Annotated in this window: 23 protein-coding genes; 8 read left to right on the forward strand and 15 right to left on the reverse strand. The window is 63.4% G+C overall.

Features of this window, described 5'->3' with window-relative positions:
- The 3 genes from ACFDS6_RS12715 to ACFDS6_RS12725 all read right to left on the reverse strand — a co-directional run.
- The coding region (locus ACFDS6_RS12715) for an HlyD family secretion protein (RefSeq protein WP_375272550.1) at positions 1-781 on the reverse strand (781 nt) is incomplete at its 3' end.
- Between the two features lie 33 nt (positions 782-814).
- Positions 815-1,219 carry a PaaI family thioesterase gene (locus ACFDS6_RS12720; RefSeq protein WP_165800951.1) on the reverse strand — a complete coding sequence of 135 codons (405 nt, stop codon included), beginning with the start codon at positions 1,217-1,219 and terminating at the stop codon, positions 815-817.
- Entirely contained in the window at positions 1,216-1,629 is a 414-nt protein-coding gene (locus ACFDS6_RS12725) for a PaaI family thioesterase (RefSeq protein ID WP_165800952.1), read from the reverse strand. Before ACFDS6_RS12725 ends, ACFDS6_RS12720 begins: the two co-directional genes overlap by 4 nt.
- A 118-nt stretch (positions 1,630-1,747) precedes the next feature.
- Here ACFDS6_RS12725 and ACFDS6_RS12730 point away from each other — a divergent pair, with 118 nt between their 5' ends.
- From ACFDS6_RS12730 to ACFDS6_RS12745, 4 genes are all read left to right on the forward strand, one after another.
- A complete protein-coding gene (locus tag ACFDS6_RS12730; protein ID WP_375272551.1) occupies positions 1,748-2,692 on the forward strand; it encodes an MlaD family protein in 945 nt (314 codons plus the stop codon).
- A 125-nt stretch (positions 2,693-2,817) separates the two neighbouring features.
- On the forward strand, positions 2,818-3,492 hold the full coding sequence (locus tag ACFDS6_RS12735) for a TetR/AcrR family transcriptional regulator (protein WP_225883562.1): 675 nt from the start codon (positions 2,818-2,820) through the stop codon (positions 3,490-3,492).
- Positions 3,492-5,105, forward strand: a complete 1,614-nt coding sequence (locus ACFDS6_RS12740; RefSeq protein ID WP_375272552.1) for an ABC1 kinase family protein — start codon at positions 3,492-3,494, stop codon at positions 5,103-5,105. Before ACFDS6_RS12735 ends, ACFDS6_RS12740 begins: the two co-directional genes overlap by 1 nt.
- A 177-nt stretch (positions 5,106-5,282) precedes the next feature.
- Positions 5,283-5,960 (forward strand): sigma-70 family RNA polymerase sigma factor, encoded by a 678-nt coding sequence (locus ACFDS6_RS12745; protein WP_225883563.1) that lies wholly within the window; start codon positions 5,283-5,285, stop codon positions 5,958-5,960.
- 519 nt (positions 5,961-6,479) lie between these two features.
- Here ACFDS6_RS12745 and ACFDS6_RS12750 read toward each other — a convergent pair.
- The 3 genes from ACFDS6_RS12750 to ACFDS6_RS12760 form a co-directional block, all read right to left on the reverse strand.
- On the reverse strand, positions 6,480-7,331 hold the full coding sequence (locus tag ACFDS6_RS12750; RefSeq protein ID WP_225883564.1) for an SDR family NAD(P)-dependent oxidoreductase: 852 nt from the start codon (positions 7,329-7,331) through the stop codon (positions 6,480-6,482).
- A complete protein-coding gene (locus tag ACFDS6_RS12755) occupies positions 7,328-8,317 on the reverse strand; it encodes an aldo/keto reductase (protein WP_114688874.1) in 990 nt (329 codons plus the stop codon). Before ACFDS6_RS12755 ends, ACFDS6_RS12750 begins: the two co-directional genes overlap by 4 nt.
- A gap of 354 nt (positions 8,318-8,671) precedes the next feature.
- Entirely contained in the window at positions 8,672-9,151 is a 480-nt protein-coding gene (locus ACFDS6_RS12760) for a DUF892 family protein (protein WP_114688875.1), read from the reverse strand.
- Positions 9,152-9,407: 256 nt separating this feature from the next.
- Here ACFDS6_RS12760 and ACFDS6_RS12765 point away from each other — a divergent pair, with 256 nt between their 5' ends.
- Positions 9,408-9,596: a hypothetical protein gene (locus ACFDS6_RS12765; protein WP_114688876.1), complete on the forward strand. Its 189-nt coding sequence runs from the start codon at positions 9,408-9,410 to the stop codon at positions 9,594-9,596.
- Between the two features lie 6 nt (positions 9,597-9,602).
- Here ACFDS6_RS12765 and ACFDS6_RS12770 read toward each other — a convergent pair whose 3' ends face one another.
- Positions 9,603-10,577 (reverse strand): sensor histidine kinase, encoded by a 975-nt coding sequence (locus tag ACFDS6_RS12770; RefSeq protein ID WP_125945982.1) that lies wholly within the window; start codon positions 10,575-10,577, stop codon positions 9,603-9,605.
- A gap of 570 nt (positions 10,578-11,147) precedes the next feature.
- Between ACFDS6_RS12770 and ACFDS6_RS12775 the strand changes: the two genes are divergently transcribed.
- Complete coding sequence (locus ACFDS6_RS12775) at positions 11,148-12,155, forward strand: IS30 family transposase (RefSeq protein WP_375272553.1); 1,008 nt, start codon at positions 11,148-11,150, stop codon at positions 12,153-12,155.
- Between the two features lie 80 nt (positions 12,156-12,235).
- Positions 12,236-12,601, forward strand: a complete 366-nt coding sequence (locus ACFDS6_RS12780; RefSeq protein WP_375272554.1) for a hypothetical protein — start codon at positions 12,236-12,238, stop codon at positions 12,599-12,601.
- Positions 12,602-13,212: 611 nt separating this feature from the next.
- On the opposite strand, the gene ACFDS6_RS12785 is transcribed toward ACFDS6_RS12780, so the two are convergent.
- Both ACFDS6_RS12785 and ACFDS6_RS12790 read right to left on the reverse strand, forming a co-directional pair.
- A complete protein-coding gene (locus tag ACFDS6_RS12785) occupies positions 13,213-13,482 on the reverse strand; it encodes a hypothetical protein (RefSeq protein ID WP_375272555.1) in 270 nt (89 codons plus the stop codon).
- A gap of 266 nt (positions 13,483-13,748) precedes the next feature.
- On the reverse strand, positions 13,749-14,237 hold the full coding sequence (locus tag ACFDS6_RS12790; RefSeq protein WP_241215551.1) for a hypothetical protein: 489 nt from the start codon (positions 14,235-14,237) through the stop codon (positions 13,749-13,751).
- On the opposite strand from ACFDS6_RS12790, the gene ACFDS6_RS12795 reads away from it, so the two are divergent.
- Positions 14,236-14,496 carry a hypothetical protein gene (locus ACFDS6_RS12795; RefSeq protein ID WP_126015183.1) on the forward strand — a complete coding sequence of 87 codons (261 nt, stop codon included), beginning with the start codon at positions 14,236-14,238 and terminating at the stop codon, positions 14,494-14,496. The two genes, ACFDS6_RS12790 and ACFDS6_RS12795, sit on opposite strands and share 2 nt — an antisense overlap.
- On the opposite strand, the gene ACFDS6_RS12800 is transcribed toward ACFDS6_RS12795, so the two are convergent.
- The 6 genes from ACFDS6_RS12800 to trbC form a co-directional block, all read right to left on the reverse strand.
- Complete coding sequence (locus ACFDS6_RS12800; protein ID WP_375272556.1) at positions 14,477-17,755, reverse strand: conjugal transfer protein TraG N-terminal domain-containing protein; 3,279 nt, start codon at positions 17,753-17,755, stop codon at positions 14,477-14,479. The genes ACFDS6_RS12795 and ACFDS6_RS12800 overlap by 20 nt on opposite strands.
- Positions 17,756-17,779: 24 nt before the next feature.
- A complete protein-coding gene (locus ACFDS6_RS12805; RefSeq protein WP_375272557.1) occupies positions 17,780-19,246 on the reverse strand; it encodes a conjugal transfer protein TraH in 1,467 nt (488 codons plus the stop codon).
- On the reverse strand, positions 19,246-20,019 hold the full coding sequence (gene traF / locus ACFDS6_RS12810) for a conjugal transfer protein TraF (RefSeq protein ID WP_375272568.1): 774 nt from the start codon (positions 20,017-20,019) through the stop codon (positions 19,246-19,248). Before traF ends, ACFDS6_RS12805 begins: the two co-directional genes overlap by 1 nt.
- A gap of 143 nt (positions 20,020-20,162) precedes the next feature.
- Positions 20,163-20,570 carry a hypothetical protein gene (locus ACFDS6_RS12815; RefSeq protein WP_056433140.1) on the reverse strand — a complete coding sequence of 136 codons (408 nt, stop codon included), beginning with the start codon at positions 20,568-20,570 and terminating at the stop codon, positions 20,163-20,165.
- The gene (locus ACFDS6_RS12820; RefSeq protein WP_375272558.1) at positions 20,570-22,555 is read right to left on the reverse strand and encodes a conjugal transfer protein TraN; all 1,986 of its coding nucleotides are present in this window, start codon (positions 22,553-22,555) and stop codon (positions 20,570-20,572) included. Before ACFDS6_RS12820 ends, ACFDS6_RS12815 begins: the two co-directional genes overlap by 1 nt.
- Before the next feature lie 2 nt (positions 22,556-22,557).
- Positions 22,558-23,301, reverse strand: a complete 744-nt coding sequence (trbC, locus tag ACFDS6_RS12825) for a type-F conjugative transfer system pilin assembly protein TrbC (protein ID WP_375272559.1) — start codon at positions 23,299-23,301, stop codon at positions 22,558-22,560.
- Between the last annotated feature and the right edge of the window lie 11 nt (positions 23,302-23,312).

A 23,312-nucleotide genomic window follows, 5' to 3' on the forward strand; every position in this document is an offset into this window, starting at 1 on the left:
TGCTGCGGATCTCGACCGCACCGAGGTCCGTCGAGGCGCGCGCAAGCTGCGCCTGCGCGGTGCCACGCTGCGCCTCCGCCTGGCCGATGCGAGCCGCTTGCGTCGCGACACTACGACGGGCGGCGAGGTAGGCGGCTCGCTGCGCGCGCAGCTCTGCGGCGGTTCGATCACGCTGAAGGACAAGGTTTGCCAGACGCTCACGCGATTCCGCTCCTGTCCGAGTAAGGGGTTCGTAGCGTCTTACCTCGTTCTCTGCCGCTGCGGCGGCAGCCTCGGCGCTCGCAACCTGGGCGGCGGCCTGAGCGACAGTGGCCTGTTGTTCGTCAAGCGTCCGGCGCGCAGTCGTAATGTTGGCGCCGGCGGCGGCGATCTGAGCTTGCGCCTGTTCGACATTGGCGCGGTAGTCACGAGGATCGAGGACGGCAAGCAGCTGGCCGCGGCCGACAGGCTGGTTGTCGGCGACGAGCACTCGCTCGACATAGCCGCCCACCTTCGGTGAAACGGTCACGAAGTCCGCGCGCACATAGGCGTTGTTGGTCGACTGCAGGTATTGGCCGCTCGCGCGGTAGTTCAGGTACCAGACGACCGCCGCGAGGATGCCCGCAACGAGCGCGGCGATGAGGACGTAGCGGATGATCGGAAAGCGCTCGAGAAGCGAGGGCTTCTTTTCGCCATTCTTCTCCTCGGAACCGTCCTCTGACCCGGCTTTTTGCTGGGAATTTGCGTCCGAGTGGTCATGCGGCGCGTCGCCGCCTCGATCTTCAGCCTGCTCGTCAGCCACCCAGCAACCCTATCGTATGTAAACTAAGCCGTATCATAGTGTGTGTCGGTCGGCATTGCCACCCACTCTGATGGGCTCGTGCACAGCAAACTCAAGCTGCGCGAAGCATACAGCCGCGGGATCTCCGCGGCGGAATGCTTCGGCGTGAACGACTGCGATCCGACGCCCGACACGCCTGACCTTAGGCGTCGTGACAAGGGCATCGGGCCGAGCAGAGGCAAGGAACTGGAGGTTCACGCTGATGAGCTTCGGGACGTGCCCATGCGGAAGTTGGCGTGCAAGGGCACGCTTCGCTGCCACTTCGAGAAAGGATGCCACAGCTCCGCCATGCAAGGCGGGAAGGAGGGGGTTGCCGATCATGTATTCCACTGGCGTCAAAACAAAGGCGTCACCGCTCTCCGAAATCGTGGAGCCTAGCAGCTGCGCGAAGCCGCTCATGACCCGACAGCCCGATTGATCGAAAAGACGCCTTGGGCAGTCGCGATCAGGTGAGAAGGATCGGTATCCCAGACTTCGGTCCGTACGAACGCACGGTGCTCGGTGGCGTCGTAACAATGCGCCCACGCTGTCGCGGAGCATCTCGCCTCGGGGGACCGCACATGGTCCACCTTCAGGTTGAGAGTCGAGATTGCCAATCGCCTTCCCAGTCGGGACATTACAGCAACGCCGCAGGCCTGATCGATAAGGCTCGTCAACACGCCCGTTGCTAAAGTCTCGTCGTCGTCCGCCAGCTCCTCACGCCAACCGACACGTAGCGAGCTGAGGCCATCGCCGATCGAAACCAGCTCCAGGCCAAGCCTGTTGCCCCACGGTATGTCGCCTGGTTGCAGGCTCCAGTCTCCAGCCACGATTCCATCCTCGTCCTGATCAGGCCTTGCCAGCTTAAAAGGCCGCCTTTGCTCCAGCCACCTGGGAAACGGTACGGTTTACATATATGGTCCTGCTTCTTAATGGTTATGGTCTCGCATGGAAACGCGGTCGAACAAATTCCTGGTGCTCGTAGTGACCGGCTTTCTGCTTGGCACGCTCCTGATCTTCACCCTGTGGCTGTTTGATGCACGCGATGGAGACGGCAATCCCTATATGATCCGCTTCACCGGGAGCGTTGCCGGCCTGGAGAAGGGGTCGCCGGTGACCTTCTCGGGCGTACCGGCCGGTCATGTCACATCGATACGGTTCGATAAGGATGACCCGTCAGCGGTTCTCGTCACCGTCAGCCTTGACCCGCGGATCCCCATCGTCGCAGGCGTAAAAGCGTCGATCGCAAGATCGGCACTGGCCGGCACCGCGAACATCAGCCTCGACGGCGCTACATCTGGTGCGCCCCCGATCGTTGCGGCGAGCGACACCGAGCTTCCCGTCATTCCCGCCAAGGAAGGCGGGCTCCTTGGCGGCGGAGGGGACCCCGTCGCACTGGTCGAGAAGATCAGCCGCACCGTGGATTCTGTTTCTCGCGACCTCGACGCCGCTCAGCAGCAGCGGGCCAGCGATCGACTGGCGGCGCTTGCGGAAAGTTCCGCCGGTTGGGCAGACAAAGCCGGAGCAGCGTCCGATGCTCTCACCGGTGCGCGCGGCCGCGTGATTGCCGTGGGCGACGCCTTGCAGCGATCCCGCGACAGCGCCCAACAGCTGAGAGCGGCAGTGGACGAACGCAGCGCGACCGTTCTCGCGAGAGCGAACCGCACGTTGGTGAACGCTCGAGACGGAGCCGAGCGATTTGTGGCGCGCGTTGAGGCGGTTCGACCCGCGATCCGCGGCACGACTGCCAAACAGGCTCAACTGCGTGAGACCATTCGTTCAGCAAGGAACAAGGTCGGTGCTGTCAGGGATACGGCCGTTCGCATCGATCAGGAGGGACTGGGCGTGGGTGCTGCGTCTCTTCCCGTCTACAAGCCAACGTCACAGGATTGAGCGACGGCGATACAAAAGCACAGCCTTGGGCTGAGATCGAGCTGGCAGGCGAGCAAGCGACCCTCTCGGCGTGATTTCTCGTCAACCTGTCCGGATCAGGCTACCGTCGATCCAGGAGAACGAGATTGAGCGACAACGAAAAGAAAGGTCGGCCCAGGAAGATGGGCAGACCCACGACCGAGGATGCGCTTCGCCTGACCTCGCATATCCTCAAGAGCGCCCGCGAGATGTTCTTCGCACACGGGTTTGACGGCGCCAGTGCCGACATGATCGCCGAACAGGCGCGTATCTCCAAGCGAACCCTGTACGCGCGCTTCGGCAGCAAGGCCCGCGTGTTCGAGGCGGTGATCCTCGACGAGATCGATACGCAGCTGCGCGCGCTCGAACCTTCCGGCAGCGACGAACCCGACATCCGATCGCGGCTTCGCGTAATCGCCGATCGTCTGCTTGAGTGGCTGCTGACGCCGCGGATCACCTCCATGGAACGCGTCGTCATCGCGCAGGCCGTGCGCTTTCCAGCGCTTGCGGCAAACATCCACGACTTCGGCTACCAGCGGGCCGTGCAGTGGGTGGCCTCGATCCTCGCCCATGCCGATGCAAAGGGTGAGCTATCGCTGGCAGACCCGGTGTTTGCCGCCGAGCAGTTCGTCACCCTCGTAGTGGTCGCACCCATGCGCCGCGCAGCGCTCGGGCTGTCTCCTCCCGCGTACGACGATGCCGCACGTGATCGTATCTCTCGCGGTATCGACCTGTTCCTCGATGGCTGCCGTCCGCGCGAGGCGGATGGTTGCAGCGCCTGATGCCCACCACCGACGACGAACCTCAGATCGGTGAGCGCGCGCGCCTGGCCGAGCTCCTCCAGATCATGGGGCGCCATGGCTTCAACGGGCTCGCCTCGCGCCTGGGCCTGCTGCCCGGTCGTTCGGAGCAGCCGGTGGACGTCGGTACCCCCGAGCGGGTCGTCGCGCTGCTGCGAGACCTTGGACCCGTCGCGGTCAAGCTGGGGCAGGTGCTCGCGACCCGTGAAGACCTGCTCGGGCCGGAATGGGTGCGCGCGTTGTCGACGCTGCAGGACCGGGTGACCCCGCTGCCGTTCGAGGCGCTGGAGCCGACGATCCTGACCGCGCTTGGCTCCCCGATCGCGGACGTGTTCGCGAGCTTCGACCGCGAACCGATCGCCGCGGCCTCGATCGCGCAGGTTCATGGCGCCATCCTGCGCGACGGAACCGAGGTCGTGGTAAAGGTACGCCGACCGGGGATCGCGGAACGCGTCGATGCCGACCTGAGGCTGCTTCGCCGCATTGCGCGGCTCGCCGCGAGACACTCACCGGAGATCCGTCGCCTCAAGCCTGACGAACTGCTCCGGTTCTTCGCTGAGAGCCTGTCGCAGGAAATGGACCTCAGCGCCGAAGCGGCAGCCTGCGAGAGCATCGGCGTGTTCCTGCAGCCGCTCGGCGTTCGCACGCCCGGCTTCTACTGGGATCAGGTTGGTCGCCGGATCAACGTGCAGGAACGGCTCGACGGCGTGCCGGTCCGCGCGATCCTCGACCGAGCGGGTGAGGACGGGGCGGGTCAGGGCGCTGCCGACGTCGCCGGCAGATATGCCGATGCGGTGCTGCGGATGATCATCTTCAACGGCCGGTTCCACGCGGACCCCCATCCCGGCAACGTGTTTGTTCTGGCCGACGGGTCGTTGGCGTTCATCGACTTCGGGGCGGTCGGCGTGCTCAGTCCCGCCCGGCGGAACGAGGTTGTCACGCTCGTCCTTGCCATCGCGGGTGAGGACACACGATCGGTGACGGACGTACTGTTGCAATGGTCGGGCGAGACCGACGTCGATCGCCCGGCACTGACCCGCGACCTCGACGCGCTGATCGACCAGTTCCGCGGGGCGGTACTCCAGCAGATCGAGCTCGCCGACATCTTCGGCCGCGTGTTCGCGCTGCTGCGCACCTACCGCCTGGCGCTGCCACCCGACCTCGCCCTGCTGCTGCGCACCCTGCTGATCGCCGAAGGATTCGTGCGACGGCTTGATCCCGGCTTTGACATTGCCGCGCGCGCGGCACCGATCGCGCGCGAACTGCTGCGGGAGCGGATCGGCCCAGCCGGCCTAAAGCGTGGCGGACGCCGGCTGGCGACGAGCCTGGGCCGTCTGGCCGCCGCCTCGCCCGAGCTGGTGGCCTTCGCCGAGCGGGTTGCGCGGTCGGGTGCGCTGCCGATCGAGTTGCAGGGAGGCGCGGTTTTCCCAACTCCGGCATCGCCCTGGCGCGCCGATCCCAACATTCTGTCCACCGGACTGCTTGTCGCGGGCGCGATCCTTCAGCGCGACCATGATGTTGTCGGCGCGATGTTGATGGCGTCTGCGGTGCTGCCTGCAGGCTGGGCTTGGTTTTCGAGCAGGCAGAGGCGCTGACTTCCTGCTGCCCGACCTTCCCACACCCGACTCTCCACCCTTACCCTTTCGCGCGCTTGTTCGGGTATCCGGCTCCTCGCTGAGAAGTGGAACAACCCACGAGAGGGGGCGTTTCCGAACAAGTAAACCAGGCGGTGTATAAACCGCACCCTGGTTCGATCGAGCGAGGGCTTTTGCGTGTCGGAACAACCGGATCACGAAGCGCATGTACCGGCTGAGGAGTTGTCTGACTTCGGTGCTGCACTGAGCGACTTGATGCCCAGGCTGGCGAGCTATGCGCGATCGCTAACAAGAAATCCCGATGCTGCACAGGATCTCGTTCAGGATACCGTGCTGAAAGCCTGGCGCAGCCGTGCGTCCTTCGAGGCCGGCACGAATTTGAAAGCTTGGACCTTCCGTATCCTTCGCAACTCCTTTTTGTCGCAGGTTCGTCGTAAAGGTGCGGGACAGGCAGGCGAGACCGCCGAACTCATTGATGTTCCGGTGGCGTCAAATCAAGAATCGGTCGTGACATTGGGCGATGTTCGCCGCCTGTGGCCGCGCCTGACACCCGAGCAGCAGCGGTGCATCCAATTTGTCGGGATCGAGGGTTTGAGCTACGAAGAGACAGCCACGATCGAACAGGTTCCTGTCGGTACGATCAAGAGCCGCGTGGTGAGAGGGCGGCAGATGCTGCGCGCACTCCTGGATCAAGCGAACGTCGTGCCAGCCAAGGGGACAGCATCCCGGATCCTGTCGGTCGATTCGTCCCCTCGGTATGAGCCGTCGCGCGTTGATGATGAACACTCAAAGCAGATCGAACTGCTGCGAAGGTGGCGCGCGGAGCGTGCGGCCGCTCGCTGCGCCGTCGGATGACTTTCTTAGGATCCACCAGATCCCGTTTGTGTCCCTTCCGTTTCAGACCCGCGATGAGCCCCCGTGGCGCCACGAGTTAATGATGGCGCGATGGAGTCGTCTCGCGAGTTTGCCCGTTAATCGCTGCCAAACAGGCGATTTTCCCTGGATCATGTATTTTCGTTAGCATTCACCTCTGATCGTTGCGCCCTGGTTACAAGCGAGCAGGTGCTACGGGAACAGATCGTCCACGTTTCGGTTCGACGGTCGATCCTGCAGCGACCGTCGAATCTCGCTCGCGATCGTTACCGCGGAGTTATGCCTCGTACCTCGACGAGCTTGATGCCCACAGAAACCTCTTCGCGGTCGAGCTCAACGCCATCACTGTCCGGGAGCAGCAGCTGAACGCGCTGGTTCGCGTCTGGGCGTCGCTTGGGGAAGGTGGGGCGATCGGACGATTGCGGATCGTTCGGCGCTGCCACGCTGGGCACTACGCGTCTGGACGACGCTGCGATCGTGAAAGGACGCGGTCTCGGCTGGTCAGGCGAGTTCTGCCCCGTGGCTGTCCTGCCAGGCGGCATCCTCGATCGCGTCATGCCCCGGCTCGCCCGCCGACTGCGCCCCCGTCCACCGCCAGGCATCCAGCCGTTTGCCCGTCACCGTCGCGGCAGCGTCGGAGCAGAGCCAGAGCAGCGGCGGGACCACGATCTCGGGCGACAGCAGCCCGGCGCGGGCACTGTCCGGCAGCCCTTCGGGGATCATGCCGGTCAGCGTTGCGCCCCCTGGCAGCAGCGCGTTCACCGTGATGCCGCTATCAGCAAGGTCCTGCGCCCAGATCGCGGTTTCTGAATCCAGCGCCGCTTTGGACGGGCCATAGGGCGAGAAGCCTCTGCGCCGCATCGTCTCGCGGTTCATCGAGACGTTGACGATCCTCCCGCTGCCTCTCTCCAGCATCGCCGGGACAGCCGCGCGCGCCATCAGGAACGGTCCGTTGACGTTGGTGTCGATCACCAGGCGCCAGGTGTCGGGGGCGACCTCCCAGAATCGGGTCGGTTCGGTCAGGAAGGTATCGCTTACATACTTCATGCCGCGCCCGGCGTTGTTGACGAGGATGTCGAGCCGGCCGAACCGCGCGACCGCTTCGCGCACCGCCGCGGCACAATCCGCCGCCCGGGTCACGTCGGCGAGCAGCGGCCGCACCCGATCGTCGCCGCATTCACGCTCTGCCTCCTTTGCGACCGCCTCGACTTCGGCAAGCTCGCGTGCAGCGGTGGCGATCACCCGCACGCCGGCCTGCGCTAGCCCCAGCGTCATGGCGCGGCCCAGCCCGCGACCGCCGCCCGTGACGATCGCGACTTGGCCGGCGAGCCCGTGCTCCTCGGGCGCGCTCACCTGTTTAGCGCCTGCATCTGAGGTGCCGCGTAACGCTCGCCCGCGGCAGCCCCCCTTGGCGCCGCGTAATCAAGACGTTCCAGTTCTTCCCGGCTCAGCATGACGTCGAGCGCGGCGACATTCTCCTCCAGATAGCGGCGGCGCTTGGTGCCCGGGATCGGAACAATGTCCTCGCCTTGTGCCAGCACCCAGGCGAGCGCGAGCTGGGACGGCGTACAGCCCTTTTCCCGCGCAAGCGCCTCGACCGCGGCGACAAGCTCCAGGTTACGCTGGAGATTGTCGCCCTGGAATCGCGGACTGTGCCGGCGATAATCATCGGGTGCGAGGTCCTCCACCCGCCGGATTGCGCCCGTCAGGAAGCCTCGGCCAAGCGGGCTGTACGGCACGAAGCCGATCCCCAGCTCCCGAATGGTTTCCAGGATCTCGCCCTCCGGGTCACGGCTCCAAAGCGAATATTCGGTCTGGAGCGCCGCGATCGGATGAACGGCGTGCGCGCGCCTGATTGTTGCGGGCGCCGCTTCCGAAAGGCCGAGGTGGCGCACCTTGCCCTCGCGGACCAGATCGGCCATCGCACCCACCGTGTCCTCTATCGGCGTGTCGGGGTCCACACGGTGCTGATAAAAGAGATCGATCACCTCTATTCCTAGCCGGCGCAGGCTCGCTTCGCAGGCCGCTCGGACATAATCGGGTCGCCCGCACACGCCCCTGAAGCTCCCGTCCTCGTCCCGGACATTGCCGAACTTGGTCGCAAGCACGACCTTGTCACGACGATCGCGGATCGCGCGCCCGACCAGCTCCTCGTTACGGCCGACGCCATACATATCGGCCGTGTCGAGAAAGGTCACGCCGAGTTCGATTGCCCGGTGAATCGTTGCTACCGCCTCGGCGTCGTCGGCCTGTCCGTAGAACTCGGACATACCCATGCATCCCAGTCCCAGCCCCGACACGCGCAACTCACCGCCCAGCGTTCGTTGTTTTACCGTCATTGTTGATCCTCTCGTCTTCGGGCGAGTGTGCCAAGTCTGGGCCCGCTTCCCATTGTGCAAATCAGCGATTGTGGCGAACTCAGCGGCGCCGCTCACTTCTTGTTCCGACCGGGACTCGGCCGTCCTGATACCGACATGCCACACGAGCCGGCCGACTGGCGGCGCGCCCTCGGCCTGTGCAGTTCGTGTGGTACAACCTAGCGCGCAGTCCTGGCTTCGAGGCGCTTACCAGCCGTATCCATGATCATTGCGTTCCAGGCGAAAGGGCAGGGGCACAATCACCCACTGCTCCTTCGCCTTGCTGAAACCGTTCGATCCCGGACGAGTTCTGAGGCCGTTCGAAACGCTTGTCGCTCAGTTCCCGCTTAGCAGCTGTTCGGCGAGTTCGGTGTGCTTGGCGTCCGCCTCTTTTGCCTCGTCCGCGCACGCCTTCATGTCACGCGCCACGTCCTCCATCCCAAGGTGTCCGCAATAGCTCGCCATCGTGCCGAAGGATGCGACCCAGTAGTGCAGCGCCAACTGTCCGCTTGCAATAATGCCGAGGTCCCGTGAGGTGTCGTCCGCAGCCTGTTGGCGGATCCTGCGACTTACTTCGTAATGGGCTTCGAGCACGGGGTTGTCCTGCTGCTCACCCGACCCCGTCTGCTGGACAGCACGCTCGATCTTATCGGCCCACTGCCGGGATGCCCGGTTTCCTTCCTCGAGCGCCGCTTTCAGGGCCGGGTGGCGGGCATCATTATTGACCTCGTCGGTTGCCTTTGCAGCCACATCACTGCCGGCCTTCATCGCAGCCAGTCCCTGAACTACGAGCTTCTGCAGATTGTCTTTTTCCATGGAGCCTCATCCTCATCCTGCGGCCGGCTCGAACGAAGAGCGGCTTGTTCATTAACCTTGAAGGCGATTGAAGTTCCGTCGGAACACGAGGCGGGAGTATGGACTATACCCTTTGTCGATCGCGGATGATCGCCTGGGGAAGGCACCGGCGTCGGAATGAGTTAGGAACCGCGCGCCCACCTGAGCAATCGTCGCCAACGTGATCGTGGAAACCTTGGCAAGAGCTCTTGCGTTCCCACTTGAGAGGAGCAGAACTATGAAAGAGGTACACGACGCCCCTTCGGAAGCGGAGGCGAACCACGGCCTGGTCGCAGTTAAAGGCCCGGATGCCGTCGACGTCGTGATGACGCCAAAAGCAGCGTTGCGTACGGCCGAGCGGATCAGCAGTGCTGCGGTCGAGGCGCTTGTCGAACAGAACCTCAGCGAACCGGGCGACCGTCACTAAAGCAGTTCAGGCCTGAAGCGCAGCGACGGGTGCATGAAGCGACCAGATCAGCCCGGTTGGGAGGTCATCGACGCCTCCAACACCGCCTAGCCGCTTTGGGGTGGCGACCTCGAGCAAGCGTTCACTCCATGTGCAAAGCGGCGTCCTTACTTGCGGACCGTCACGTTCTGCCCATTGAAGCCAGATGTGCGGCTGGTCCGTGACGTTGACCTCCCAACGTAATGACACGTATCCGTCTTTTTCACTTAAGGCGCCGTAGCGCAGCGAATGCACCTCCAGCTCGTGAACAGCGAGCGCAAGGGCCGCCGCCGTGCTCGGTCCTACCGGAACAGGTGAGCCGACGATGCGAACGCGACTACGACCCCCTTCGGCAAGCGCCAGCTCGACCAGTGTCTGAAGATCGGTGACGTGGGCCTCGGGTTGCACGATCAAGTCGCTGATCCTGCTGAGCATCGCCACCCGGGCTGACAGCTCTCGGCCCTTCTCAAGAAGAGGCTCGTCGCCGTCCAACACCTGATTGGTCGTCGCTGAGACGATGGTGAGCAGGTTTCGAAGAACATGGCGAGCGCCATTGACTGGCATGAAGCCATTTGCTGGCGGCTGACTTTTGGAGGGCAGACCGAGCCCCATCACGACCTTTTCGTACGGAACCTTGAGCTGCACCTGCGAGCCATCAAGGAAGCGAATTGTCGTCGCGAAATCGTCGCTGCACAGGTGCGACACGGTAGCGGGATTGATCGCAACGACTTGGCCATCAGCCAAGCCAAAGGTGGCGAGCGGCGTAGCCGCGTGCGGGCCGGGAGAGACCAGCTCCATCATTGAGGACCGCGGTGCCATGTCGGTCGCATTCGGTACGGCGACATCCAGCGCCTCGGAGAGACGACAAGCAAAGAGGCTGCCGCCGGCGTCAACGCCGTCCAACAAGCTCAGCGCTCTCCGAGCAAGAACGGCCGCCGTTCGCTCCGCTGCCTCTTTATCCACGACGATCCTCTTCCATTCGATCTGCTCTGTGGCCCCGCTTGTAGCCCCGAGCTTCGTTCCGCGCTCAGGTCTCAATCAAATCGCCTGCTTCGCTCCCTGCCGGCATTCTCCGCGCGAGCAGAGGCCATAGCTTTCGAGAAGAGTTCCCGGAACACTCGCCCGGCGAGTGCCGGATTGTGCCGGTTCATGTTCTCTGACATTCTCTTGATCAGGCCGCATTGTCGCACCTGCGGGATAGAGGAGAAGCGCAACAAAAGGAAACCGTTCCGTTTCAACGTGGTTCCCGCCTTACGCAGCCGACGGGTGTGCCGCGACGAGGAGGCGCTCATAAGTGCTGCGCTGTCGCGTCTCTTAAATCTCGTGCAGGAACTGGTCTGTGCGTCCGTCAACGCGGCTGAGGTTCAGCCGACGACCAGCGGATTTCCTCGCCGGATCCTCCCTCTCACACCGCACAACACGCGAATTTAACATAATCTATGTTATCGATCTTGCGCGTTTGCGCTGGTGCATTCTAAATTGAAGTGCGAAAACCTAGCTTAAGTGCGGGTTCCACCCGGCTGAGGGTTGCGCATGGGCAGCTACACGCATCTGGATCTCGACGAACGCCGAAAGCTGTATCAGCTCACAAGCGCCGGCAGAAGTCCGCGCCAGGCCGCGGCCGAGCTCGGGCGCCACCCGTCCACGATCTACCGCGAGCTGAAGCGCAATCACCGGTTTGACGAAGAGCCGATGTTCCGCGGGTATTTTCCGCTGACTGCTCAATCGATGGCGGCTGGGCGACGGCTTAGGGGCGCGAAAATCAGCCGATATCCCGAACTCGCCAGCTACATCGTCGATCGGCTGGAAGCCGCCTGGTCGCCGGAGCAGATCGCCGGCTACCTTCGGCACCGTACCGCAGGCCCGCTGCGGGTGAGCCATGAGACGATCTACCAATTCGTGTATGGGCGCGACGGTCAGGCGGCCAAGCTGGCACGGCTGCTGCCCACCGGCAGGCGGAAACGCCGACGTCGCTACGCTCGCAAGCCACGCGGCCTGAACATACCGCCCGCTCACACCATCGCAGCTCGACCGCCAGACATCGCTGAGCGGGCCGACTTTGGGCATTGGGAAGGCGACCTCATCGCGTTCAAGCTGCATCACGGCAAGGCCAACCTCACCTCGCTGGTTGAGCGTCGAAGCCGCTTCACCGTGCTTACGCCCAACAGCAGCCGTCACTCGGCCGGCATCATGGAAGGCATCGAGCGCCACCTCGGCACCCTCCCCCCTTCCCTCCGTCGCACCATCACGCTCGACCGGGGCACCGAGTTCGCCGGGTATGGGCGCCTACGGGAGAGCCTAGGCATGACCGCGTACTTCTGCCAGCCCTCGGCGCCATGGCAGAAGGGCAGCGTGGAGAACAGCAACGGCAGGATACGGCGCTTCCTACCCTCCGACACGGACATCGCACAGGTACCGCCAGGCGAGCTCGAGCAGTTGGTAGACCGCCTCAACCGAACGCCACGCAAGTGCCTTGCGTACCGAACGCCGGGCGAGGTCCTGGCCGAGCAGGTCGCCCTCGTGCTTGAAGCGGAACCCTGACGATCCGGCATGTCCGCAAGCCGCCCAGTTGCGAACATTCGTTTGCTCGGCGGATATGGTACCCAGCAGCTATGACTACGTTGACCGATTTGGAGGTAGCGGCACTTCGGGCCATCTTCTTGGAGACGCCGGAGCTTGCGCTAGCGCTCGAGCGCCAGCTTGAAACGTTGGCCGTCATCAAACGCGAGAACAGCGGCCATGGCTTCTTCACGACCATGAGGGTCGCGGACAATGCTCTTGCCGTAGATAGCCCGTCAGTGCTGGGCCTTGCTACCCATGCCCGCATTGGCGGTTTGGAGCACGGCTTCGGGTTCATTCTCTTCATGAGAGGTGGCAAGCTGCACATGCTGGAAGGCTTCGCGTACAGCCCGGAGAGCACCCACGAACTCGACCTCGCCGCCCTACAGTTCGAAATATATAATCAGCCGGTGCAACGCCTCGGGTGAATGTTTACTTTCTGCCAATCTCGGCCGTTTGCAAACGTCGCCGTACCGGCAGGCATCGAGCGTCTGAGATTGGCAGGAAAGCGGACAGGCGGCTTTTCGTCTAGGAGGTCGGAAAGCGGCCATTGCTTGAATAGTCCTGTTCTGCAAACCTCGGGAAATGAAGTTCAAGCCAGCCGCATTGTGGGCATTCGTCGCCGTGTCGTCGCTAGATGCATGCCGACGCGCTGATCGCCTGCCGGAGGTAGGCTCTGGGCTGACACGGCAACCCGTCCAGATAGTCCACTATGGCGACGACGGTCCGTTGGCCCGCATTGAGGGAAAACCCGGCCTTTACGGTGTGGTCTTCGATCCTGACTGCCAGAGTTGCAAGATTGCCGAAGAAGTCATTCAACCGGCATCCACTACGGACATAAGCCTTTGTGAATTTGGGATGGTTGTATCAGGCGATATCGAGAAGACGACCCGGCAATTGAAAGGAACACTCAGGGTAAGGCGCGTTGATCAGCAACCCATTAGCAAGGCTGGTCACCAACAGGGCACGCCTGAGCAGCCTTGCGGACGACCGCTTTCGGGTAACGCCGCGACAAGACGCAACGTCTAATATTGGGCGATCACCGCCGGTCGAACGCAATCGTCTCGGCTCTAGCGAACGGCGGGCTGACCACGGCTTCATACCAATCGGCACGGAAGCCCGGCAGTGCGGATAGGTGCGCAATTAGGTCTGGCCAGCCAGCCGCTTCCTCGTGGAACGACCATACATGCCCAGCGACCTCGACATCGCAGCATACCAAATCCGTCATAATTTCATCCCGTTTGTAAAAGATCACCGCACGGACGTCGGGCAGCGGTAACTGGGCAAGAACGGCTGGCGTGATCGTCATCACACTATGATGCCCTGCTGCACGAAAGGCGGCAATCGGGAAGCACCAAGCCTGCCTCGAACGACCGGGTTTGGGCGCTTGCGGACGTGAGCGGCCGTTCGCCAAGGTGACCGAGCCCGCTGCTGTCGCAGCGGGTCCGAGGGCGCAAGAGCCCAGAGGCCATCGCATCAGCGGGGGCAGCGCTGCGCTGCTTGGGGGCTACACGCTGCCCCCGCTGCCACGAGGCGTGTCGCACTTCGGCTTGAAACCGCAGCTTGCCAGATCGTTTACCAGAACTCTCGACCGCCGCGTATTTCACGCCACGCATTGTCCCACTTCACTCCAACCTCGCTACTGACAGGTCGAGATCCAGGCTCAAATTCGGTCATCGCGTCATCGATGTGCTGCGATGGCGCTCCTGAATTAAACGGTGCGATCCGGTGCCGTCGAAGGTGCCAGACATAGGCCTTCTCGTGTTCGCTTGCCGGCTCGGCCCGTCCCCAAGCCACGTCCTGAAATTGGCGCTGCGCAGCGCTCCTGGGTCGCCGCTCGCGCAGTCGCAGCGCCTCGTAGAAACCGAGATGCGCTGCCAACAGCTCCTCGTACCGAGCAGCGATGCGAGGATCCTCTACTGCCTCCTTCGCCGTCATCGCGCGTCCTGCAACGTCGGAAAGAACAAATACGGAAAACCGCTCGCTTAGTTCAATACGGTCTGCTACGCTTTGCAAGCGTAAATCGCGCCTGGTTAAGCCGATTGGTGCAGGAGAAGCGGCCATGTTGAACCATGATACTGGTCAGATGGACTGGGATGCCGGCCGCGCTCAAGGGCCAGCATTCCCCGCCTCGTCCTTCTCGGTGAATCCAGACAATCTTTTCGACCCCTCTACCCCTCGTGGCAGAGAGCTACTGGACGAGGTTTACCCATCCAGCACCGCTGATGTGGAAAACGAAGTGTCGCCGCACGCACGTTGGATCGTTGCTGCCGTGCTGATCGTCATGTTTATCGGCCTATTCCTTATTCCTGGGCATTCCTAAGCTGGAACCGCTTGGGGTCGACCGGCCTGCCATCCTTCCAAAGCTCGTAATGAAGGTGCGGGCCGGTCGACTTGCCCGTGCTTCCCACCCGACCAAGAACTGAGCCCGCCTCAACGTTACTACCTACCGGAAATGCCGACCGGTCCTGCATGTGGAAGTATTTGCTTTGCGACCCGTCGCCATGCTGCAGAACTAGGTAGTTCCCAGCACCGCCTCCTTGAAAGTCATTCTTCACCACTCGGCCGGACGCTGGCGCACGGATTTCAGTGCCCAGCGCTGCCGCGATATCGACGCCGCGGTGATGATGCCCCGGCTGCCCGGTTACCGGGTCGATGCGCCCCCCCATGTTCGAGCTCAACCGTCCGGAGATCGGCAGCGTTGCCCGCTCTCCCCGCGGCAGCTCGTAAACGTGGCTTGTTCCCTGGCCCATGCCTAGCGTGTCGCGCGCCCAATCACGCGCCCCCTCGACGCCGGGGAGCGTCGTCGGGATCCACGCGTCATTCCGCTCCCGAACGTGGTCGCCCAGACGTCCGGCCGTATCCCTGGCGTCGTCGACCTGGTTTCCAATCTCGAAGGCCTGACGAGTGATGCGTGCGGAGGCGTTCGGGATCGCGTCTGAGACCTCGCCGGCAAGATCGTGATCTCGCGAGCTGTCACGGATCGAGACATCGGGTCCCTGAGCAGCCACGCCAGCAGCGCGATGTCCGCCCCACTGACGAACACCAGCCGCAGTCGTCGACGCGGGACCATGCAAGGTTCCGCGCAGATGCTCCGGAACGCTGACGCCGAGCTCGTCCCGCACCTCGGCAACGCGACGCTCCATAAAGTCGCCAAGAAGGATGTCTCGAACCTGCTCCTGTTCCCGGGTACGCGGCATCACCATGCCGGGGGTCCAACCAGACTGCGAAAGATTGTCATCCTGCAGCAGCCGCTCCTGCGCGTACGTGACGAACTCCTGGGTCTCGTTACGGCTGAGCGACCAGCCCCTCGACGAGGCTTCACGAACGTCGTTGCTGACGCGCTGGAATGTCTCCTCCGCGCGGGTCGCCTCGAGCGAAGCCGACCGCGATTCACCAACGCTAACCCCGAGCTTTTGCGAAAGCGATCGTACTTCGCTGTCGCCACTCGAACTTGTTTCACGGAAGAAGTCGTCCCGTGCTGCCTTTGCCTGAGTAGAATTGGTCTCTCTTGTGAGATATTCCTTCATTTCGCCGAGAGCTTGATCACCGCTTACTGTTCGGCCGGTATTTTCGGAGGCTATCGAGGCAAGCCGCATGGCGAGGCCACCCTTGGCACTGACGTCAGCAAACCTATTCTTCCAAACCTTAGCGAGTGCTTCAATGCCTGCATTAGCGTCGCCGGTAGTTTGAGTCGCGCGCGAAACCAGCTGACTGTCTGCCTCACTCAAGCCAAATCGGCTGGTGAGACCATTCGCCATACCCCTGGATACGTCAGTCATTTTAGCGACGCTATTGTTGAACCCCGAGCCGGTCTCAGTCGAACTGCCGCGACGGCGTTCAGCCGCGCTCAGCAGGTCGGTTGCCGTCGTAGCGGTCGCATTCCAGGACTGCGAAGCCGTGGTGCGCAACGAGTCCGTATGAGATTGACCGTCCGATAGAGCCCTGCTCATCTGGCTATCGAACCCGGCCGTGCGCGTCGGCGTAAACCCGAGACGCGAGATCCCCTGAGACGTGTCGAAGGCGTTGGACCCGTCCGAGAAGCCGTACGTCACGCCACCATCGGCGTTCGTGAAGGAGCTGACGGCATAGCCCGAGTTGAACTTCGGCTGATCGTCGAACTTGTTGGCCTGCGTGTTGTTGGCCGTGAGGTTCTGGAACGAGGTGTTCCCGTACGAATAGTTGCCCGTCGTCCGCTCGGTCGCGGCCTGCTCCGCGGCGCTCTGGGCGGGCTGCAGCATCGACGTCGCGTGCCCGGCGATCGCCATGGCGCCGCGGGCCATCCCGCCGGCGATGAAAGGCACGCTCATCATCAAGAAGCCGGCCAGCGTCGTGATGGACTCGTTCACGCTCGCCATCCCGTCGACCACCAGCAGGCTCGGCCCGGTTGGCGAGACGGCGTGGTAGAGGCTGGCTGCCCTGCTCATCACAAACATGTGCAGGATGACGTAGAGCGGCCCCCAGGAGGCGAGATAGAAGAAGCCGGTCGCATAGCCCTTCAGCGTCTGCACGCCGGTGCGCGGGAACAGGAACAGCGGGAAGAGCACCGGGAACATCGCATAGAAGACCACGGTAAGGACGATCCCGAGGAGCGGCACCCAAGTCATCGCCTGCTGCGCGATAGAGGTGTAGGTGTTCTTCGCCTGAGCGTCAGCGCGCTGCGCCGCATAGGCGTCCCAGCCGGCCTCGGAGAAGCTCTCGCGCGCCGCAAGGAAAGCATCGATCATCGAGACTTGGCGTAGATAGCTATACGCGTCGCCGCTGGATCCATGCATCTCCTTCGCGACGATCGGCAGATCGTCCTTCAGGCGCTGTGCCGCGATCTCATCAACAACGCCTGGATAGGCGCTCTTGGCGAAGAAGGGTATGTCGTTGTCGTACTCCGCCTTCCACTGGTTGGACATCCGCGTGTAGGCTTCGTTGCACGGGATGATCGAGTTTTCCGTCGTGTCGGTGCCAGTCGACGTTATCCAACGTTGGCTGCGCGCCGGCGACCCCGGCCCGATATCCTCCCAAAGATGGTTGGACTTCGTCAGCTGGTTCATCGATTTGAAGCCCAGCAGCACGTCGTAGAACGTACATTGCTTCAGGTGCTCGTCGATGTTGGCGCGGAATACGCTGTTGGTCAGCTCGAAGGTACGCGCCTTGTCCATCAACCGCGCGCCATAGATCATGCCGTTGGTCGACAGGGCGAGCGCGTTCGGCATGACGAAGACCGTCTCGGCCGACCGAGTCAGCCAGTCGCCGGCCTGGCTCGTGAAAGATGCCATCACGCCGAGACCAAGCGGGACGTTGTCGACGACGGCCGGCGCAAGCCCCGGGTTGATCCGGTCGGTGACCTTGATCGTGACGGTCGGCACCATCAGCATCATGTAGATGAGGGTCGACTGCAGGAACCAGTTGAACCAGGCGCGCCAGTCCAACGAGAAGGCGACCACGAACAGCGAGTAGGTGAGCCCCATCACCATCACGACCTGAAGCATCGAGCGGTAGCCCCCGCCCCCGCACCACGCCGCGACCGCGTTCAGCACATTGACGATGAACTCGCCCCCGCCGATCGTGAAGACTTCAAGCGCGCCCATCGTAGTCGCTCCCTGCCCTGCTGCTTACCGAAGACCCTGCGAGCTCAGACCGCGCCCGAAGCGGAGCGAGGCGGTCATCTGCGGGCTCATGGTGTTCTTCAGCGTCGATTCCAGGAATTGCGTTTGCTGGATGACACGGTAGGTGTTCTGCACGTCGGCCGACATCTTCGTGCTTCGGCGCGCCAACTCGGTCTTCACGTTGTCGACCTGCTTGCGCCACGTCTCGAACTCCGTAGTGGAGACGTAAGCGGCACCCTGTTGCGACTGCGAGATGACGTCGAGCATGCGGTCGAGCATCGAGATGAGCATATCGATTGCCACCATCTCGGACAGGGTAGCCTTGTCGCCCGAGCCCAACCCCATGTGCGCTGCCTCGTTGACCACGAGGATCTTGTAAAGCGGGATCGACGTCATCCCGAGGAGGTTGATCTCGTCGCCGGACAGCGCGGCGTTCGAGCGGATCTTCGCGCTCATGCTGTCCATCATCTTCAGCACCCGGGTGCGCAGCGCCACTTCGGTAGGGATGCTGAGCTTGGTCGACGTCGGGCTGATGCACCCCTTTTCATCCGTCGTGTCACACGACCACACATCGGTCGGCGCCGATGCCGTGCCGTCGAGAAGAGCCTGGTACGTGTCCCAGCTTGCCGGAGCGATGAAGCGGAAGCCGCCCATGCTGTCGGCCTTCTTGGTGGAATCGTAGATGATCGTGCCGACCATCGTCATCAGGAACTCGGCATATTCTTTCGACGGCTTGGTCGCGCTTTTCGCGTTGAGCGCATACCAGGTATAATTCTTCGACTGGACCAGCTCGGCAGCATCGCCGGCCTTGGCGATCGTGTCCTCGCGCTCGCCCTTGTTCGTGCAGCCGTGACGGGCCGACGCGGCATCCGAGAAGAAGCCTTTGGCGCCGCCCACCTGCTGGCAGATGGTGGAGCTAGCGCCGTCCATCTTGGGCCAGATCGATCCGATCGCCTGTTGCGCGGCCTCGCAGCTCGACATGTTGAAGGCGTTGAGCGCCTGAACGCGCTGGCTCATGTCCTTCATCACCCCGCCGATCTGCGCGGAGATGCTGTCGATCGCGAGCTGGAACGCGAAGCCGATCGCGTTGTTCGCCGTCGCCTTCAACGTGGCGACCATCTCGTCGGCGTTGATGAAGCTGAAGCTGCCGGCGAACAGATCGATGCCGCCGCATCCTGCGCGCGCCGATGGCAGCGCCACGCTTACCGGATTGATCGACTTCTGGGGGAACCGGCTCCACACCGAGCCGCCCGAGTAATAGCCAGCCGATTGGCCGTTGAACGCGGTAGGACCGGTGACGTTCGCCGACGCGCCCGCCGAGTTGAAATAGCTGTTCATCTCCTGCCCGACGTCGGCCATGGCGGGCTGCGAGACGAGACCGAACACCGCCAGCAACATGGTCAGCTGCGCGAAGGTCGCTGCGGTGACCCTCGCGAGGCGGCGCGGGGTGAGGCACTGGATCAGCCGGCGCATCAGAAGTCACTCCCGGGTTCGACGCTGGTGAGGGTGAAGATGCGGTCCATCACCTCGTCTGCGGCCATGACACCGTACCCGATTGGCATCGGACGCTTGGTGACGGTGTCGAACAGGACGAGAGCAGGCACCTGGCCGCCCTGCATGCCCATCGCGCGGTATTGGCCTGTGTCGACGGTGAAGTTGGGGAACGTCTTGGACGGTCCCCCATCGAGCGAGACCGCCATGACCGTCAGGCCGAAGCGATCCGACACGCTTCGCATGATCGGCCCGAACACCTCGCACGCCGCGCAGGCGGACGAGTAGAAGTAGAACACGCCGTAGCGCTTAGAGATCGATCCCAGCACGCGGTTCTTGTCCGCGGTGCGCGTGTCGAGCCATGTCCGCTTGCCCAGCTGATTGACCGGGCGCTGCAGCGTGTAATCCAGCTCGGGGTTCTGCCAGATCGAACGGCGCCACATGTCCGCGAACGACGAAGCCCGATTGAGCTGCTGCCGCTGGTAGCTGATGTACGAGGAGACGTTCTCCGGGGTCGGGTCCAGGATCGCCCTCGCCTTCTTCTCGTCCAATTCCTTGCCGATCGCCGCCAGCTGCTCGGCCGCGGACTGCGCCGGCTGCGCCGCCTTGCGATCCGACGGGTTGGGCTTCGGCTTCTCACAGTAGAACCACGTTCCGAGCTTACGCTCCCCGCAGTAGAACGCGTCGCCCATTTGGCTGGCGACGCGGCGGTCATCCTCGTCGCGGACGGCGTCCGGCCTACCCTGCCCGCGCATCGTCACGCTGTCGGATAGCTCGGACGTCGCTTCGTCGCCGGCGATCGGCTCTTCCGCATACCGAGCCTGGGCGATCGCCGCTGGTGGCACGATCGCGCCAGCGGCAAGCGACGCGACGAGAGCGAGCGTGAGTGTGGTGCGCATTATCGGTCCCCGTCCTTGTGCTGGTTTCCCTCCTCACTCGCCTTGCGATCGAGGTAGGCTTTCATCGTCGAGAGCATGTTCGGCTCCTGGGCCGAGACGAGCTTGGTCACGTCGTCGGCGAGGATCCTGAACAGCGAGCCGTAGAGACCCATCACGATCCTGGCGGTGTGCCGGCGCGGGTAGAGCGTGTCGCCACGCCGCAGCACGTAGTTCGCGCGCACGAGCCGGCCCGCAGTGGGCTCGAGATCCGAGACGCCAAGCTTGCAGTCGAACCAGGCGTCTAGGGTCGGAAGCAGGAAGGCCAGCGGGTGCGGCCCGGCACGCATGAGCGCGATCAGCAACGCGAACTCCATGACCGACATGTCGGTGAAGCGGCGATGACGGTCGAAGGGCGCGACATCGCTCATTACGGCTTCCTCGTTTCGTAGTAATCCTTGATCCGCTGCTGGATCATGGTCGACGTCGCGAGCTCATCCGGAAGCTTCGCGGCGTCGGTGAACTCGGCAACGACCTCGGAGAAGTCCATCACCGAGAGGTTGAGGCGCGAGAACTCGTCGATCGTGAACCCTTCGCACGTGCCCTTCTTGGCGCTCCCCCAAGGCTTGCCGAGCTGCGGTCGGCCCTGCTCTTGGAGGATGCGCGTCAGCTTGGATGCAAAGCAGCAGTAAGCATCCTTCGACGTCACGCAGATGCCGAGAACCTTATCCGAGCAGTAAGACCCAAGCTTGTGGCAGAGACCCTTGTCGTCCTTCTCGTCCAACTGCTTCTCGGCCGAGCTGCATAGCCAGGGGGTGAGCAGCGGCACGCCCTTGCCCGAACAGCAATTCGAGGCACCAAAAATCTTCTTGTTGCAGGTCTCTCGGGTGCCCGAGAACAGCGTCAGCGTGTTCTCGTTGAACTCCGCATTGGCCTGACCCAGCGCGTGAAGCCCGACGACCGCGTCCTCGAACTCCGTCGACGCCTCACGCTCGACCGGCTCGCAGTCGCCGTTGATGCAATAGACGTCGTCGCCGCAGATATACTGCTTGGCGTCGTCCTGCTTATCGGGGAGCGGGCATTTGTAGACCTTGGTCGAAACCTTGCACGGCCCGTCCTGCGGATCGTCGAGGCACTCGTCGCGGACGTAGCTGCACTTCGGATTGCCGGCGAGGCTGGCACAATCCGAGGTCTGGATCATGCTCGTGCAGGTGTAGGTGCGCTCCCAGTTCCAGCACGCGCGGGTGACCTGAACCCCATTGATCGTCCGGGTGGTCGGATCCGTATCGACACAGGTCTCGCCCTTGAGCTCGCACGTCTTGCCGCTCGTCGCCGCGTTGCACATGGCCTCGTTGCGGCGCTCATTCACGACCTGACCGGTCGTCTCGGTTGCGTAGTAGCGCTGCACGGCCGGGGAGTCGCACTCGTACGTGATCTCCTCGCCCTCTTCGACGTCGGGCTCGTAGCACTTGGTGATCGTGCCTTGACGACAGACGTTGTAGAGAACCGTGGCGCGTGATCGCTCGCGGCAAATGCCTTGGGCGACTGGCTGCGTGAAAGCCGGCGTGCAACGCCGAGCGGTGTTGTCATTGGACATCGGGCGGCGACCCACCCAGTTCTCGCAGGTATAGATGTATTTGGTCGAGCCCGGGATCACGTCGACGACGAGGGGCGTGCGGCAGATCGCTTCGCCTTCCTCGACCTTCGTGCCCGAGTTGCAGCTCGCCTCGTAATAGCCGGTGCTGCCGCTCGGCGGGAGCGGCTTGCAGCTGCCGTCGGTTGCGCCCATCGATTGTCCGTCGAGGTAGCTGTTCGGATCCTTCTCGACGTCCTGCGCACGGGTGATCTCGTTTGGTGCGAGCGTCACCTTCACCCGATCCGGATCGGTGACCATCTTCCAGGCCTCGTTGCTGCCTACCGCGGCGTTGCCGGCTGCGGTCAGCCCGTCGGGATCGTCCGCATACGCCTCAGCGGGGTTCGCAGCCGGCGAGTAGCCCGGGACACTGGTCAGAGGCGTCGACGTGGGGAGACTGGCGGCACTAGCGCGCGCCGGCTTCGCGAGCGCCTTCGCATCTGCGCGGGCTTTGTCGAGGTCGCCTTTGGGGAAGACATAGGGCTGACCCTGGATCTGCGCGCTGGGCTGCTGAACCGCCTGCGCACGGACAGCGGCCTGAGCGGTCGACTGGGTCGGCGCCTGGGTTACCGACAGCGCCGGTGCCGAGGTGACACTAGGCTTCGGTGTCGGCGTGGGCGTCGGCGTCGGGGCGGTGGGCTGGTTGAAGTAGGTGTAATCGCCCATGTCATAATAGCCGCCGCCCGATTGGGTCTGCGCCTGGCCGCTCGTCTGAGCCTCCAGCGCGACCGGCACCGCGAGCAAAGCGGCGAAACCGGCGAGGATGGCGCGGCCCCCAGCCATGGTCAGGGTGCCCGGCCGAGGTTGGCGAGCGCGGTCTTGGCGATCAGCGCGCCCGGCCCGTTCGCGTCCGCGAAGGTCTCGAGCGCATAGCGGACCGTCACGTTTCCGACGATCCGGTCAAAGGGTGGCGGTTCGCTGCGACAGGTGAGCCCATCGCAGGGCGTGAAATCCGTGGAGGTGACGACCATCGCCGGCACCGCATCGACATTGAAGGCCCGGAAGAGCCGCGGATCGATGCCGATCGAGGCGAACTGCTGATCCTTGGTGACGACCTTGGAGAGCGCGGCGATGAAGGCCTTGCCGGAATTGCCTGGAAAGCCGCGAAAGACCACAACGCCTCCCGCAGCCGACGTGTCGGCGATGATCTGCTTGAGCGCCTGCTCCGGCATCGAGGTCGAGACGAACACCATGAACTGCGGGGCGCTCCCGCGATTGTCCTTCATGTTCGCCGAGGCGGTCTGGATCATCTCGTCGAAGTCGACGGCACCCGCCGGCCCCTTGGGCAGGTTCGCGCGATCGATCGTCCGCACCTGCTCCATCGCGACCGCGTGGACCGTCTCCGCGTCCTTCCGGAACGCATCACCGCGCCGCTGCACTTCGGTCGAAAGCGCCTGCGTGTCGGCCGCCATCGTCTCCGAGCGCGCGCGGATCGCGTCGAGGTTCAAACCTTCCACGGTCTGCCCCAGCACCGCCGCACCGGTGCCCAACGTCGCGAGAGCCGCAGCTGAGAGAAGGAGCTTGTGCATGGGGACTATCC

Origin of the sequence: Sphingomonas sp., from assembly GCF_042095875.1 — a bacterium.
Taxonomy (GTDB): domain Bacteria; phylum Pseudomonadota; class Alphaproteobacteria; order Sphingomonadales; family Sphingomonadaceae; genus Sphingomonas.